Source organism: Corynebacterium sp., from assembly GCF_052107835.1.
GTDB lineage: Bacteria > Actinomycetota > Actinomycetes > Mycobacteriales > Mycobacteriaceae > Corynebacterium.
Genome location: NZ_JBQEDF010000070.1, coordinates 1 through 15,222 on the forward strand (window position 1 = coordinate 1; position 15,222 = coordinate 15,222).

14 protein-coding genes and 1 other RNA gene are annotated in these 15,222 nt (G+C 66.1%); 11 read left to right on the forward strand and 4 right to left on the reverse strand.

Annotated features, from left to right (window positions below):
• The first annotated feature begins 141 nt into the window (after positions 1–141).
• Genes ACTIL2_RS13850 through ACTIL2_RS13860 form a run of 3 tightly spaced genes read left to right on the forward strand, consistent with a single transcriptional unit; the run spans position 142 to position 2,881 of the window.
• Complete coding sequence (locus tag ACTIL2_RS13850; protein ID WP_442338057.1) at positions 142–1,599, forward strand: MFS transporter; 1,458 nt, start codon at positions 142–144, stop codon at positions 1,597–1,599.
• A 23-nt stretch (positions 1,600–1,622) separates the two neighbouring features.
• A complete protein-coding gene (locus tag ACTIL2_RS13855) occupies positions 1,623–2,213 on the forward strand; it encodes a TetR/AcrR family transcriptional regulator (RefSeq protein WP_442338058.1) in 591 nt (196 codons plus the stop codon).
• Positions 2,210–2,881, forward strand: coding sequence for a YqeB family protein (locus ACTIL2_RS13860; RefSeq protein ID WP_442338059.1), 672 nt, complete (start codon positions 2,210–2,212; stop codon positions 2,879–2,881). Before ACTIL2_RS13855 ends, ACTIL2_RS13860 begins: the two co-directional genes overlap by 4 nt.
• A 7-nt stretch (positions 2,882–2,888) precedes the next feature.
• Here the strand turns inward: ACTIL2_RS13860 and ACTIL2_RS13865 are convergent, their stop codons facing one another.
• Complete coding sequence (locus tag ACTIL2_RS13865; RefSeq protein ID WP_442338060.1) at positions 2,889–4,493, reverse strand: AbgT family transporter; 1,605 nt, start codon at positions 4,491–4,493, stop codon at positions 2,889–2,891.
• 105 nt (positions 4,494–4,598) lie between these two features.
• Here ACTIL2_RS13865 and ftsE point away from each other — a divergent pair, with 105 nt between their 5' ends.
• The 8 genes from ftsE (at position 4,599) to ACTIL2_RS13905 (ending at position 10,927) form a co-directional block, all read left to right on the forward strand.
• Positions 4,599–5,288 carry a cell division ATP-binding protein FtsE gene (ftsE, locus tag ACTIL2_RS13870; RefSeq protein WP_442338061.1) on the forward strand — a complete coding sequence of 230 codons (690 nt, stop codon included), beginning with the start codon at positions 4,599–4,601 and terminating at the stop codon, positions 5,286–5,288.
• Between the two features lie 26 nt (positions 5,289–5,314).
• Positions 5,315–6,217: a permease-like cell division protein FtsX gene (gene ftsX, locus ACTIL2_RS13875; protein WP_442338062.1), complete on the forward strand. Its 903-nt coding sequence runs from the start codon at positions 5,315–5,317 to the stop codon at positions 6,215–6,217.
• Between the two features lie 21 nt (positions 6,218–6,238).
• A complete protein-coding gene (gene smpB / locus ACTIL2_RS13880) occupies positions 6,239–6,790 on the forward strand; it encodes an SsrA-binding protein SmpB (protein WP_442338063.1) in 552 nt (183 codons plus the stop codon).
• A 121-nt stretch (positions 6,791–6,911) separates the two neighbouring features.
• Positions 6,912–7,288: a transfer-messenger RNA gene (gene ssrA / locus ACTIL2_RS13885) on the forward strand.
• 348 nt (positions 7,289–7,636) lie between these two features.
• Positions 7,637–8,527 carry a cutinase family protein gene (locus tag ACTIL2_RS13890; protein ID WP_442338064.1) on the forward strand — a complete coding sequence of 297 codons (891 nt, stop codon included), beginning with the start codon at positions 7,637–7,639 and terminating at the stop codon, positions 8,525–8,527.
• Between the two features lie 57 nt (positions 8,528–8,584).
• Positions 8,585–8,770: a hypothetical protein gene (locus tag ACTIL2_RS13895; protein ID WP_442338065.1), complete on the forward strand. Its 186-nt coding sequence runs from the start codon at positions 8,585–8,587 to the stop codon at positions 8,768–8,770.
• A 112-nt stretch (positions 8,771–8,882) separates the two neighbouring features.
• Positions 8,883–9,485, forward strand: a complete 603-nt coding sequence (locus tag ACTIL2_RS13900; protein WP_442338066.1) for a TetR/AcrR family transcriptional regulator — start codon at positions 8,883–8,885, stop codon at positions 9,483–9,485.
• A gap of 128 nt (positions 9,486–9,613) precedes the next feature.
• On the forward strand, positions 9,614–10,927 hold the full coding sequence (locus ACTIL2_RS13905) for an AMP-binding protein (RefSeq protein ID WP_442338067.1): 1,314 nt from the start codon (positions 9,614–9,616) through the stop codon (positions 10,925–10,927).
• 130 nt (positions 10,928–11,057) lie between these two features.
• Here ACTIL2_RS13905 and ACTIL2_RS13910 read toward each other — a convergent pair whose 3' ends face one another.
• From ACTIL2_RS13910 to ACTIL2_RS13920, 3 genes are all read right to left on the reverse strand, one after another.
• Positions 11,058–12,608, reverse strand: coding sequence for a GMC family oxidoreductase (locus ACTIL2_RS13910; RefSeq protein WP_442338068.1), 1,551 nt, complete (start codon positions 12,606–12,608; stop codon positions 11,058–11,060).
• Between the two features lie 9 nt (positions 12,609–12,617).
• Positions 12,618–14,096, reverse strand: coding sequence for an aldehyde dehydrogenase family protein (locus tag ACTIL2_RS13915; protein WP_442338069.1), 1,479 nt, complete (start codon positions 14,094–14,096; stop codon positions 12,618–12,620).
• 160 nt (positions 14,097–14,256) lie between these two features.
• On the reverse strand, positions 14,257–15,222 hold a 966-nt coding region (locus ACTIL2_RS13920), incomplete at its 5' end, for an MFS transporter (protein ID WP_442338070.1).

A 15,222-nucleotide genomic window follows, 5' to 3' on the forward strand; every position in this document is an offset into this window, starting at 1 on the left:
GTCCCCACGGTGACATGTCGTATCACTACTGTTTAGGAGACACGCCCTAGCGGCGGAGCGTCCAGAGGGGCACCAACACAACACATCGACGCCACCGTCGCTTGAGTAGTTCATTTCCACGTCAAGCTACGGAGTTTTCGCATGCCTTTTTCACGGCCTCAACGGTTTTCACGGCCTCAACGGGCTGTACGACCTATACATCCTCAATCCCTCTCTAATCCACGACGCTGGCTGATCCTCGCCAGCCTCTCCCTCCTCCAGTTCCTCATCGCGGTCGACGTGACCGTGGTCAACGTCGCCCTGCCGTCCATCGGCCGCCACTTTGATGCAGGCCCTGGTCAGCTGACCTGGGTCGTTGTCGGATACACGGTCGCCGGGGGTGGTCTGCTGATGCTGGGTGGACGACTCGGTGACCTCCTCGGACGACGCCGCATGCTGCTGGCCGGTGTCCTCATCTTCGGGACTGCCTCGTTGCTCGCGGGGCTCGCCCCGTCCTTCGGGGCACTGATCGTCGCCCGTCTCGCCCAGGGTGTCGGTGAAGCGCTGGCCGCCCCGGCGGCGATGTCCGTCGTCGTGCTGATGTTCCCGGAGGGTCACCTCCGCTCCCGTGCGCTCGGAGTCTGGGCGGCGGTCGCGAGTTGTGGACTTGTCCTCGGCTTCGTTCTCTCCGGTGTGATCACCGAGTTCCTCGGGTGGCGCTGGGTGTTCCTGGTCAGCGTCCCGTTCGTCATGGTGGTCCTGGTCGGAGTTCTGTGGCTCATCCCGTCGGACGTGGATGCGGCGGAGGACAAGGCGAAGGACCAGCCGGTTGCCGGCTCCACCGACGTTCGCGGTGCCGTGCTGCTCACGATCGCGCCACTGTTGTTCGTCGCCGGAGTCGTGGAGGCCGGTGAGGGCATCCGACCCTGGTGGGTGCCGGTAAGTGCGCTGATCGGAGCAGCACTGGCCACCATCTCGCTCATCGGTGTGGAACGCAGGGCCATCAATCCCGTGCTGCCTCCGGGAATCCTCCGCAATCGCAATCGCCTTGGCGCGAATGCGGCGACGATGTTGCTGAGTGCGGCTCTGTCGACGTCCTTCCTGCTGTTCACGTTCCTGTTGCAGGACCGGATGGGGCTGAGCCCGATGGCGACCGGGTTGGCGTTGGTGCCGTTGGCGGTGTGTCTGGTCGCGGCATCCGTCGTGGTTCCACGGCTGATCGAGCGGTGGGGTGCGCGTGCATGTGCGCAGGTCGGCATGGTGCTCGCGGCTCTCGGTATGGCAGCGATCGCGGTGGGGGCTGTGTGGTCGTGGACGATGCTCCCGGCGATGGTGTTCATTGCCGGTGGTATGGGGTTCGGGCTCGTTGGTCTGCAGTACATCGCGGTCAGCGGGGTGACTGAGCAGGACGCGGCGACGGCTTCGGGAGTGCAACGTGCCGCCGATCAACTCGGCGGGGCGCTCGGCGTTGCCCTGTTCATCGGTCTGGGGTTCGGTCCGACCGGCGGGGCGGACGGGCTGGAACCGTACCTGATCAGCGCGGCCATGGCGATCGTCGGACTGGTCGTCGGTGTAGTGGTGGCTCGTCGTGTGGTATTGTTTGATCGGTCAGTCAATTAATTGAGTGAGTAGAAGAGGACGTCATGGCCAGGAAGGTCGACCCCGAGAAGGTTGCGCAGAAGAAGGCCGAGATCGCTGAGGCGGCTGCGCGGCTCTTTGCTACGCACGGCTTCGAGAACACCAGCGTCGCCCAGGTCGCGAAGGAGGTCGGCACCAGCCCGGCCAGTATCTTCTACTACTTCCCGGACAAGGCCTCCCTGTTCCGCGCCCCGTTTGAAGATGACATCCCCAGGGCAGAGAAGCTGATCGGGGAGCACCAGGACACCACCGATCCACTAGCCTCGATCCTCGAGATCGTCGAGACGCTTGCCGCCGACGCCGCCTACCCCTACGCCGCCGGCATGCTCGTCGAATCACTGCGGCGCATGGGTCACGACCCCGAGCTCATCGCAGCGTCAGAGAAGGCGGCGATCACGCAGAGAACCGGCCTGGCCGAGCTGATCCGAAAAGGCATCGGTGCGGGCCGGATCGATGCAGGCCTGGACCCGGACCACACCGCCGGCTGGCTCCTGACCGTCGTGGATGCCTGCTTCCTGAACGCGGAGCCCGGCCACAATCCTGCCCCCGAGGTGCGTCGCACTGTCCTGGGCTACCTGAATGGCGCACAGCCATGAGCACCGTCGGTATCCCGTCCAAGTACCTGACGATCTTCGCCGCAGGCGGTGCGGCAATCGGACTGGTCGCAGCGTTCATTGTCGGCCCCGTGGTCGCCTGGCTCCTCGGACTCATCGGCGATGCCCCTGGCCCCCTGAGGCTGGCCGCTGAACTCCCGTTCGTCTGGGCCGTCCCCGTTCTCACGATCCTGGGCGGGGTCGGCGGCTTCCTCGTCGCGTCCAGCTGGACGGAGGACGCTGGCACCATCGACGTCGCCGAGGACGGGCTCACCGTCCACACCAAGGATGCGGACCGCTTCATAAAACGCGACCGGATCGCGCATGTCATCGCGGAGAAGAAGGCCCTCGTCCTTATCGATGACGGCGACCGGGAGGTGCTGCGCAGCCCGTTGGAGGACGAGATGGTGCCCGGCCTGCGGGCGGCACTGGACGCTCACGGCTACCCGCCACTCGACACGTCCGACCCCTTCGAGGACGCCTTCACCACCTGGGTCGACGGTGACGGACGGCAGGATGGGGAGGTCGAGGAGCTGCTACGCGCCCGGCGACGGGCACTGGCTGACAAGCAACCGGGTGCCGCGGAGGAGGCCCTGCACAAGCTCCGCGACCTCGGAGTGATGGTCCGTGACCGGGACGGGCGCCAGCAGTACCGGGTAGTTGACCTCTGACCAGGGATTACGCCGGGTACTCCATCGGTGCGTCCGGACCGAGCGGGATACCGAGCGCCCACCAGGCAACGAACAGCAGGAACCAGCCGACAAGGATCGTCAGACAGTAGGGGATCGTCATCGACATGATCGTGCCCAGCCCGGCCTTCCGGTAGTAACGCAGGATGAAGGCGAAGGCCATCGCGAAGTAGGGATTCATCGGCGTCACGACCGCGGTCGCGGAGTCTCCGATGCGGTACAGCATCTGCGTGACCTCCGGTGAGATCCCGATGTACATCATCATCGGCACCACAACGGGCGCCATCAGGGCCCACTGCGCGGAACCCGAGGTGATCATCAGGTTGATGAACGCCACCATCAGCACGAAGCCGGCGAACAGGAGGACCGTCGGCAGATTCCAGCTGTTGAGGAGGTCGGAGCCCTTGATGGACACCCAGATACCCAGATTGGAGGCCTCGAACCAGGCGATGAACTGGGCGACGACGAAGAACAGCACCAGGATCGGCAGCATCGTCTGCAGGCCCCTGGCCATGAAATCGGGGATGTCCGTGGACTTCTTGATCGACTTCACGGTCAGGCCGTAGACCACGCCGAGCGCGAAGAAGATCAGGGCGATCGGCACGGCGATATTGGTGATCAGCGGGGATTCCATGACCGCGCCGCCCTCGCCCTGCAGCGGGGAGCCAGGGATGAACAGCAGGGCGAAGTAGACAACCAGGGTTCCCAGGAAAGCAAGCCCGGCCATCTTCAGTCCGCGGCTCTCGATGGCCTTGAGTTTCAGGTCGGAGACGACCTTGCCCTCATCATCGGTGAAGTTCACCTGGCTGTAGTCGACGTCGTCGTGGTTCACGATCTGGTGGATCTTCTTGTCCATGAACAGCTCGGTCGTCAGGGTGATGATGATCGCCAGGACGATGGAGGACACGATGACGAAGAAGTAGTTCGACAGCGGGTTGACCACGTAGTCCGGGTCCACGATCTGCGCGGCGGTGGTCGAAATGCCGGACAGCAGGACGTCGGTGATGTTGAGCAGCAGTGAGGCGTTGAATCCGCCGGCGGCACCGGCGAAGGCGACGATGGCGCCGACGATGGGGGAGCGTCCGAGCGCGTTGAAGGCCATCGCGCCCAGCGGGATCATGATCACGAAGATCGCGTCCGAGGCGATGGAGCCGGTGACGGCGGTCAGCGCGACGACGAAGGTCAACGTCTTCGGACCGGTGCGGGCGACCATCGCGCGCACGGCGGCGGAGATCAGTCCGGCGTGCTCTGCCACCGCGACACCGAGCATGACGGTGATGATCACACCGAGCGGCGGGAACTCGGTGAAGTTCGTGACCGCGTCCGAGACCATCATCTGCAGGCCGTCGACACTGAGGAGGTTGGTGACCTCGATGGTCTCGCCGGTTTCGGGGTCGTCGGCGGACATGCCGATCAGCGAGCCGAGCCAGCTGAGCACCAGGACGACGCCCCCGAGGCAGATGAACAGCCAGAACGGGTTCGGCAGGAGGTTCCCGAGACGTTCGATGACACCGAGGATGCCCGGTGTCCGGTTCTTCGTGGGAGGCGCCTCGGGTGGGGAGGTCTCGGACGGAGTGGTCGGGGAAGAGGTCATGGGCGCGCACACTACCAAGCCTGTGGAGAGCCCGCAGGGTTTTCACATCAATCACATAGGTCACATGCGTTTCTTTTGTCACAACAGTTCGGGTACGGTAGCGACGTGATCACTTTCGACAAGGTCAGCAAGACGTACCGGACCTCGACCCGCCCAGCGCTGCAGGACATCTCGGTGACCGTGGAGAAGGGCGAGTTCGCCTTCCTCATCGGCCCCAGCGGCTCGGGTAAGTCGACCTTCCTCCAGTTGATGATCCGCGAGGAGGAGGTGGACAGCGGTGACCTCCACGTCGCCGACTTCCACGTCAACAAGCTCCCCAAGCGCAGGACGCCGCTGCTGAGGCAGAAGATCGGTTATGTCTTCCAGGACTTCCGCCTGCTGCCGAAGAAGAACGTCCGCGACAACGTCGCCTTCGCCCTCGAGGTCACCGGTCGCCGCAAGGAGGCCATCGAGAAGAATGTCCCCGAGGTGCTCGACATGGTCGGACTCGCCGGCAAGGAACTGCGCATGCCCGACGAGCTCTCCGGCGGTGAGCAGCAGCGTGTGGCGATCGCCCGTGCCACGGTGAACCGTCCCCTCGTCCTGCTCGCCGACGAGCCCACCGGCAACCTCGACCCGGACACCTCCGCGGAGATCATGGCCCTGCTCAACCGCATCAACCGCGGCGGCACCACCGTCGTGATGAGCACCCACGACGACGTCGCCGTCGACTCGATGCGCCGCCGCGTCCTCGAACTGCACAACGGAAAACTCGTGCGCGACGACGCCCACGGCGTCTACGGCGTCGGGCGATAGGGCACAAGGAAAGGGAGAAGAACACGATGAAGATCAGATTCGTCCTCAAGGAAGCCCTCTCCGGCCTGACCCGCAACGTCACCATGACCGTGGCGATGATCATCACCACCGCGATCTCGCTGGCGCTGCTGGCCACCGGTGTGCTGATCACCAACATGACCGCCGACACCAAGGACCTCTACCTGGACCGCATCGAGGTGATGGTGCAGCTCGACGACGACGCCGCCGGAACCGACCTCGACTGCTCCGCCGAGGTCTGCGCGGACGTCCAGGGTTCCCTGGACGACAATTCCGACGTGGAGTCCGTCACCTACCGCAACAAGGAGCAGAGTTACGAGCGCTTCGTGGAACTGTTCGGCCAGTCCGACCCGCAACTCGTGGAGCAGACCTCGCCGGACGCCTTCCCAGCAGCGCTGCACGTCCGTCTCGCCGATCCGCTGGACACCTCCGCCATCGACGAGATCAGCGACATGCCGGGCGTGGCCACCGTCGTGGACCAGGGCGACGACCTACGAGGAGCCACCAAGAACCTCGACTCCGTCCGCAACGCCAGCTTCGTCCTCGCCGCGGTGCAGGCCGTTGCCGCCGTGTTCCTGATCATGAACATGGTCCAGCTCGCCGCGTTCTCCCGGCGTCACGAGATCAGCATCATGCGCATGGTCGGCGCCACGCGCTGGTACACCCAGGCCCCGTTCATCCTGGAGGCCGTCCTGGCTTCCCTGATCGGTTCACTGCTGTCGGTCGGCGTGCTGATCCTCGGCAAGGAGACACTGCTGGACAGTGCACTGGCCTCGCTCTACGACGCCAACCTGATCGCCAGGATCACCAGTGGGGACATCTGGTTCGTCGCCCCATTCGTGGTACTTGCGGGTGCGCTGGTCTCCGGGATAACCGCGCAGGTCACGCTACGCTGGTACGTGAAGAAATAAGCGGGTAGACTCCTCCGGGCTATGGCGAAGAAGAGTACACCGGTGGATTCCGGACGGAACAAGGGCGCGAAAGCGGCCAAGGCCGGCAAGACCGGTGGCAAGGGCGGCAGCCCGCTGGTGGTCGCCACCAACCGGAAGGCCCGCCACAACTACCGCATCCTCGACACCTACGAGGCCGGCATCGCCTTGGTCGGTACCGAGGTCAAGGCGCTGCGGGACGGGAAAGCGTCCCTCGGGGACTCTTTCGCGACCGTCGACGACGGTGAAGTGTGGCTGCGGAACCTGCATATCCCCGAGTACACGCAGGGGTCATGGACGAACCACTCCCCGCGGCGCGTCCGGAAGCTGCTGCTGCACCGCGGTGAGATCGACTCGCTGATGGGCAAGGTCCGCGACGGCAACAACACCCTGGTGCCGCTGCAGCTCTACTTCGTGGACGGTCGGCTGAAGGTCGAGCTCGCGCTGGCCACCGGTAAGCAGGACTACGACAAGCGCCAGGACATCAAGCGCCGGACCGAGGAGAGGGAGGCCACCCGCGAACTGGGCCGCCGGATCAAGGGGATCAAGGGTTAGTCGGCGGGAGCCGGACCCGCCAGGGGGCGGACCTGCCGGATGGGGGAATAATCCCCTGGTCTGGTAGCGTTGAGGATCCTGTCACCATCCGAGCTTTCCGGTGACAGGATGTACGGCACACGGGGCTGATTAGGTTTCGACTTCGTACATCGAGCCAGGGGAAGCGTGCCGGTGCAGGCTGGAGACCACCGTAAGCGTCGCAGCAACCCATAAGCGCCGAGAAGAACACTCAGCGCGACTACGCTCTCGCTGCCTAAGCAGCGAAGCGTGTCTGTCAGCCCGGGTATGTCCCTGACCCGGTTCCTGGCATCAGCTAAGGGACTCGACGCTGCCGTCCCGTCGTTCGGGCGAGCAGCGGACATTCCAGAGCGACTGGGCTCATCGTCCGGGCACGTCCACATGATCCGGAGAGCCGAGCAGGGATAGAGGTGGACTGCGCACGGAGAAGCCCTGGCGAGGTTGCGAAGGACCCGGGTTCAATTCCCGGCAGCTCCACAGCGAATGAAGATCCCCCTACTTGTTACGGCAGGTCAGGGGGATTTTTCATGTTTCGTCAAGGAGCCCTGCACCTTCCCTGCCCACACTCCGGCGGGAACAGGGCAGTGCCTCTGGACGTCACGGGTGTGGCGCGTCAGGGTGGTCTGGGCACCGAACTCCACCCTGGAGCGCCACACCTGGAACAGTGCGCTGTTGGGGCGGGGGACAGGCCGCCGTCGGTCTGCTCCGGTGGTGGACGGGATCCCGGTGCGTTTATACTGCTAGCGTTGTTCGCCCCGGGGACACCGGGCGCGCCCACCGAAAACCCCTCACCGACCTGATCCGTCCCATTCGAACCCAGGAGTTGCCGTGCGCTTCCGCCTGTTCCGTCCGTCCCGCCTTCTCCGCAGCATGTCCGTCCTCGCCTCGGCCGCGGTCGCCACGACCCTGCTCGCCGCTCCGACCGCCTCCGCCCTCGGGTTCTCCAACGGCACGGCCGCGACCCCGAACATCCCGCGGTGCGAGTCGGACATTGTCATCCTCGTACCCGGTGGAGGCAACACGATGCCCGGTCTGCCGGATAACTTCCCGGTCGGTGCATACGTGTCCGACATCGGTGCACGGGCGGAGAATTACGGGACGTCCACCTCCAGGACGGTGGCGTATGACGCCGCACCGTTCGTGTCGACGCCCTACACACAGTCCCGGGCGGACGGCATAGCGAAGACCAGGCAGATGATCGCGCACACGGTGGAGCAGTGCCCGACCTCCACGATCAGCCTCGCCGGGTATTCCCTGGGTGCTGACATCGCGTCCCGCGTGGCCGCTGATATCGGGCAGGGGCGCGGCCCGGTCGACGCGGGGAAGTTCGGCGCCGCGGCGCTCCTGTCGAACCCCAACCGCAGTCCGGAGACCGTCCAGGGCGGAAGCGCGCGCGGAGGGCAGGGGGTGTTCGGGGCCCTGCCGGGTGGGTACGGCGCCGTGAAAGACCGGGTGATGGACGTGTGCAACAGCCGTGACTACATCTGCAACTCCACTGACCGGACCAGTAACACCCGGGGCCACGCCGAGGCTTTCACCGAGGTTGCCGTGGCGAACCGGGACGTGGCCACGGTGGCGGCGATGAAGCCCGCCGAGGCCGTGCGGCTCGCCGCGGAGGTACCGTTCGCCCTTCTGCCCGGCCAGAACGAGCATGCCACCAGCTACGGCGGGCCGGGTGGGGTGAACCCCGCGTACGGGTTCCTCCGCGGGCATTTCTGACCGCATGACCCGCGGAACCGGGTTGCCCGGGGGCGTGGACCGTGGTTCCGTTGGACGATGAGCCACTACTGGATCCCGGACACCTCGATTCCCGAGGACACCGGCCGTCCCGCGAATTCGCCGTTCGAGGGGGAGAAGGGTCGGCCACAGAAGAAGCGGGGACGGATCTCCCGGTTCTTCCGGGCGCTTGTGACCCTCTGGATGGACCGCAGCAGGCCGGAGGGTCCCGCTTCCTGGAGCTGAGCCCACGGGTAATAACCGTGATTCCGCCGAGCGTGTGCCTTCTCCGGTTCTCCGGCCATCACGGTATGTTGCCTCCATGAGTAGAGTCTGAAAGAACGACTATGTGAGGAGCATGACGATGGTGGTTGAACAGCGCGGACGCAATGCCTACGACCGGGAGACAGTGCTGCGTACCTGCGTGGACGTGTTCAACCGCCGCGGGTACGAGGCAACGAGCATGGGCTTGCTCGCCAAGGAACTGGGGATATCCAAGGCCGGGATCTACCACCATGTCCAGTCCAAGGAGGAGATCCTCGAGGTGGCGTCCGACCGGGCGCTGGCCGGCCTGGAGGCTGCCCGCGAGCGTTGCGAGGCCGTGCAGGGGACATGGTCGGAACGGCTGGAGTACCTGCTGCGCGAGTCGGTGCGACTCGCGGTGGATGACAGGCCCTACGTGGCCCTGCTGCTGCGCCTCCGGGGGAACTCCGCCGTGGAGATCGCCGCTCTGGAGCGCCGACGCGACCTGACCCGCTTCGTCGAGGAGTTGATGGTGAAGGCGCAGGACGCGGGGGAGATCAGCGCGTCCGTCGACGCACGCCTCCAGGCCAGGTTGCAGCTGGGGATGGTCAACTCGGTGGTGGAATGGTTCAACCCGGAGGGGACCGATGGGAGGTCGGGGGTTGCGGCTCTGCAGGACAATGTTGTCGAGCTCGTTTTCCAGGGGATTTCCGCCTAATTCGTGACGAGGGTCATGTTTTGTGTAGGATAACTCTCACCACGGAAACCGACCGACCGTTCGGACGGTTGGGGTGGTTGACGAGATTGACCGCAACTGCACGACAACTCCGAGAGAAGATGGTGAGCATGACTGCGCTGATCACGAGCAGCGTCACTGGCGGCGGACCCGAACTGGGCATCGAGTACGCGTCACGGGACGAGATCACCGCCCTGCAGATCCAGCGGGCGAAAGCCACGCTGCGGCACGTGTACTACAACGTCCCCCACTACCGGAAGGCCTTCGACGCCCTCGGCGTCCACCCCGACGACTTCCACGACATGGGTGACCTGGCGAACTTCCCCATGACCGAGAAGGAGGACCTGCGGCAGAATTACCCCTTCGGCATGTTCGCCGTCCCGCAGTCACAGATCGCCCGCGTCCACGCGTCCTCCGGAACCACGGGTCTGCCGACCGTGGTGGGCTACACCCACCGCGACATCGAGGTCTGGTCGGAACTCGTCGCCCGGTCGCTCAGCGCCGGCGGGATGCGCGCCGGGGACAAGATCCAGGTCGCCTTCGGCTACGGCCTGTTCACCGGTGGCCTCGGGGTCCACTACGGCGTGGAGAAGCTTGGCGCCACGGCGATCCCCACCTCCGGTGGCATGACCGAGCGCCAGGTGCAGATCATCCGGGACTTCGAGCCGGACGGCATCATGTGCACTCCGTCCTACATGCTCAACATCGTCGACCGCATGATGAAGGAGGGCATGGACCCCTCCGGGACCTCCATCCGCGCCGGCATCTTCGGTGCCGAGCCGTGGACGGACGGCATGCGGGACGAACTCGAGAAGACCATGGGGATCACCGCCACCGACATCTACGGGCTCTCCGAGGTCATGGGTCCCGGCGTGGCGCAGGAATGCGTGGAGAGCCGCGACGGCCTGACGATCTGGGAGGACCACTTCTACCCGGAGATCGTCGACCCCGAGACCGGCACCCCGCTGCCGGACGGGGAGGTCGGCGAGCTGGTGATCACCTCGCTGACCAAGGAGGCGTTCCCGGTGATCCGCTACCGCACCCACGACCTGACCCGGTTGCTGCCCGGCACGGCACGGTCGATGCGCCGGATCGACAAGATCCTCGCCCGCAACGACGACATGATCATCCTGCGCGGCGTGAACTGCTTCCCGTCCCAGTTCGAGGAGATCATCACCGAGCACACCGACCTGCGTCCGCGCTACCAGTGCGTGCTGGACCGCAAGGGGCGCCTGGATACCCTGACGATCAAGGTCGAGGCCGTGGATGGCCTGGCCGCGAACCACCGGCAGGACGCCGAGGCGTGGCTGACGCGCGAGATCAAGAACCGCATCGGCATCTCAACGGGGGTCGAGGTCCTGGAGTACCTGGACACCGGCGAGGGCAAGGCGACGCGCCTGGTGGACAACCGGCCGGCGGTGTAGCTGTCACGGGTCCGGTGGCCGACGGCAACCCGTCGACGGGCACGTACCGGCATCGCACCGGTTTGGGCCTTTCAGCTGAAGAAGAAGGGCACAAATCGGTGCGGAGGCGCCGGGTCCTGCACGACCACGACTAGGCCAGCATCTCCGCCGCGCGCTCACCGATCATCACGGACGGGGCGTTGGTGTTTCCCGTCGGGATCAGCGGCATCACCGAAGCATCCGCGATGTGTAGGCCGGTCAGGCCCCGCACAGCGAGAGTCCGTGGGTCGACCACGGCATCCGGCCCGGTCCCCATCGCGCAGGTTCCGACCTGGTGGTGGTAGGTGACCACCGAATCCCGGACGTAGTTCTCCAGGGCCTCCCGGTCGTCGTCGGGCACGCCCGGCCCCGGCCAGATCTCGGTGGCTCCCCACTGCGTCAGGGCGTCCTGGCGGCCGATGGAACGGCAGTGCCTCACGGACTCCACCAGGGCGTCCACGTCAGCCTGTTCGGTCAGGGCCCCGAGGTCGACGGCGATGGGGGAGTCCTCCCCGGGACCCGTGAGTGTCACCGACCCGCGACTGGCGGTGCGTACCAGCCCGCCGAGCAGGCTGAAGCCTGACTCCGGGCCGGTCATCTCCTCGCCTCCGTCGCCGGGACCGTAGTTCTGCGAGTACATCGGCACGGAGAAGAAGATCGGCTGGGTGTCCGGCAGGGCTTTGTCCGGCGCGGATCTCGCCCACATGTGGGATTCACACGGCGCGGCAGGGGAGACCTCGATCGGGTGGTCCCCATCGGTGGTGTAGATGACCGGGGAGAGGAAGTGGTCCTGCAGGTTCCTGCCCACACCGGGCACGTCGTGCACGGGCCCCACCCCGACCTCCCGTAGTTCGGAGGCGGGGCCGATACCGGAGCGCAGCAGAATTTCGGGCGAGCCGAGGGCACCGGCGCACAGCACCACGGTGGACGCGGAGAGCGTCCTGCGGGTGCCGTCAACACTGACTTCAGCGCCGGTGACCTGCGAACCGTCCAGAAGGACCCGGTGCACGTGCGCGCCGGTGAGGATGGTCAGCCGTTCCGAGTCCGACACCGGCTTCAGGTAAGCGCGCCAGGTGTTGAAGCGTTCCCCGTCGCGCAGGTTGAGCTGCATACGGGACACCCCCTCCGGGTCGCCGGAGTTGTAGTCCCCGTTGAGCGGGAAACCCGCCTGTTGGGCGGCCTCGATGATGGAGTCCTGGACCGGTGCGTGCGGGTAGTTCCCGCGGACGTCGAGCGGTCCGTCCCCACCCCGGAGGGTGGAGTCCCCGCCATCGAAGGCCTCGATCCTCCGGAAGAAGGGCAGGACGTCCTCCCATCCCCAGCCGTCACAGCCGAGGTAGGCCCAGGCGTCGTAGTCGGCCTTCGACCCGCGTACCCAGATCGCGGCGTTCAGGGCGTGCGAACCACCCATGACCTTGCCCCGGGGGACGTGGATCCGTCGGTCGTGGGCTCCCTTCTGCGGGGTGGACCAGTAGTCCCAGTCCTCCCCGCTGTGCCACAGGAGCCCGAGGGTGTTCAGGGTGTCGATGTCGGGGTTGGTGTCCTGCCCGCCGGCCTCGACCAGGGTCACGGTGTGTCCGGCGTCAAGGAGACGGCGGGTCAGGACGTTGCCGGCGGAACCGGCGCCGATGACGAGGAAGTCGGTGGTGTCTGAGTCTGCCATGGCCCGCCCCTACCCGTTGATCACGTGGGGGACGGCGACGTGCTTGAGCCCTTCCGCGCCGAACTCGAGGCCGTAGCCGGAGGACTTGATGCCGCCGAAGGGGACGCGCGGGTCGATGGTGCCGTGGGAGTTGATCCAGGTCGTACCCGCCTCCACGCGCTGGGCGACCTCGCGCGCCTTCGCCCGGTCCGGGGACCACACCGAGGAACCCAGGCCAACGTCCAACCGGTTGGCCTCGTCGATCGCCTCGTCGAGGGTGGTGTAGCGGATGATCGGCAGGGCCGGTCCGAACTGTTCCTCTGTGACCAGGGGATTGTCGCCGTCGATGTCGGCGATCAGGGTGGTGGGGTAGAAGTACCCGGCGGCGTCGTAGTCCGGGTCGGCGCCGAGGAGGACGCGGGCGCCGGACGAGACGGCCTTCTTCACCAGGTCGTCGACGATGTCGAACTGGTTCTGGTTCTGGAGGGGGCCCAGCACGTTGTCCTCGGACAGTCCCACGCCCATCGGCATCTTTTGTGCGACCCGGGCCAGGGAGTCGCAGACCACGTCGTAGATGGAGTCGGGGACGTAGAGGCGCTTGAGTGCGGCGCACGTCTGCCCGGTGTTGATGAACGCGCCCCAGAAGATCCCCTCGGCGACCTTGTCGTTGGCTTCGACGGTGGCGGGGTCGGAGGTGTCGGTGCCGAAGGCGTCCTCCAGGACGATGCCGGCGTCGTTGCCGCCGAGCTCCAGGGTGAGCCGCTTGACGGTGGACGATGCCGACTCGGCGATCTTCTTCCCCGTCTCGATTGAGCCGGTGAACATGACCTTGTCGATGCCGGGGTGGGTGGGGATTGCCGCGCCGACCCCGGGGTCTCCGGCGACGACGGTGAGCAGGCCGGACGGGAGCACCTGGTTCATCACGTGGCACATGGCAAGGACGGACAGGGTGGTGTTCTCGGACGGCTTGAGGACCACGGTGTTGCCCATGCGCAGTGACGGGGCGATCTGCCAGATGGAGATGAGCATCGGCCAGTTCCACGGGCCGATCGCCCCGACCACGCCGACGGGCTTGTAGGCCAGGGTGGCGTAGGTCTCGCCGTCGTCGACGAGCACTTCCTCGGGCAGGGGTGTGGTTGCGGCGGTGCGGGTCCACCCCTGGCAGCCGCCGACCTCGAAGCGGGCGTTGGGGCCGTTGAGTGGCTTGCCCTGCTCGCGGGAGAGCAGCTCGGCCAGGGGTTCGGCGACGGCCTCCAGGGCGTCTGCGGCCTTGAGGAGGAGGTCGGCGCGTTCGGAGTCGGGACGCTGTGCCCAGTCCTCCTGGGCGGCGCGTGCGGTGGTGACGGCCTCCTCGAGGGCGTCCGTGCCCTGCACCGGCGCGTGGCCGATCAGCTCGCCGGTCGCGGGGTCGCGGACGGGCCGGGACGTGATTCCGTCGGTGTCCGCGGGGGCGCTCACCGCCGCAAGGAGTTCCTCGTAGGTGGTGGGCAGGGCGGTTGCAGCAGTCATGGGGGCTCCTCGGGAGGTCGGGGGCGGAGGTGAGGGTAGGGCTTGGTGTGTGTGCCACATCACAGTGGCACACCAACGCCATACTAGTTACCGACCGTTCGTTCGGCAAGCAGAAGGAACCGGTCCCGCGACCATGTGCGGACACCGCGGAGCGGTGAAACTACACGTGCAGATCGCCCTTCTCCACGGACTTCGGCACAGCCCATGCGGCGATGAAGGAGATCAGACAGACGATCGCCAGGTAGAAGCCGATTGTCCAGGACATGCCCGTGGTGTCCAGCAGCAGCTGCGCGATCATCGGCGCGAAAGCACCGCCGAGGATCGAACCGATGGCGTAGCCGATGGACGTGCCCGAGTACCGCACATGCGCGGGAAACATCTCGGCGTACAAGGCGGGTTGCGGGGCGTAGCAGGGACCCAGCGCCATACCGAGGATCACGACCGCCAGGATGAACATGCTGGTCGACCCGGTGTCGATCAGGGCCCACATCGGGATCAGCCACACGATCAGCAGGGCGTACCCGGCCATGAAGGTCACGCGCCGTCCGATCCGGTCGGAGAGCCATCCCCCGAAGAAGGTGAACACCAGCCAGGTCACACCGCCGCACAGGGCCACCACCAGGGTGGACGTCCTGGTCATTCCCAATTGCGCGGTGCCGTAGGACGAGAAGAACGCGATGATCATGTAGCCCACCGCATTGGTCCCGGCGAAGATCAGGGCGGCCAGTGCCACGTACCGCCAGTGCTTGCGGAACAGCTCGCCGAGCGGGGCGGACGCCTCCTTCTGACGCGCCTGCATCTCCACGAATACCGGGGACTCATCCACCGAACGGCGGATCAGGTAACCGGTGAGGATCAGGACGATCGAGGACAGGAACGGGATACGCCAGCCCCAGTCCAGGAAGGCGTCCTCGGACATGGTGGTGGTCAGGATCATCATGAAGGACGTCGCCAGGATCAGACCGAGCGGGACGCCGATCTGCGGGTAGGCGCCGAACCAGCCGCGCTTCTCGCGTGGGGCATGTTCGACGGCCATCAGGGCCGCGCCTCCCCACTCGCCGCCGGCGGACAGCCCCTGCAGGATACGCAGCAGGACCAGCAGGATCGGGGCACCGACGCCGATCTG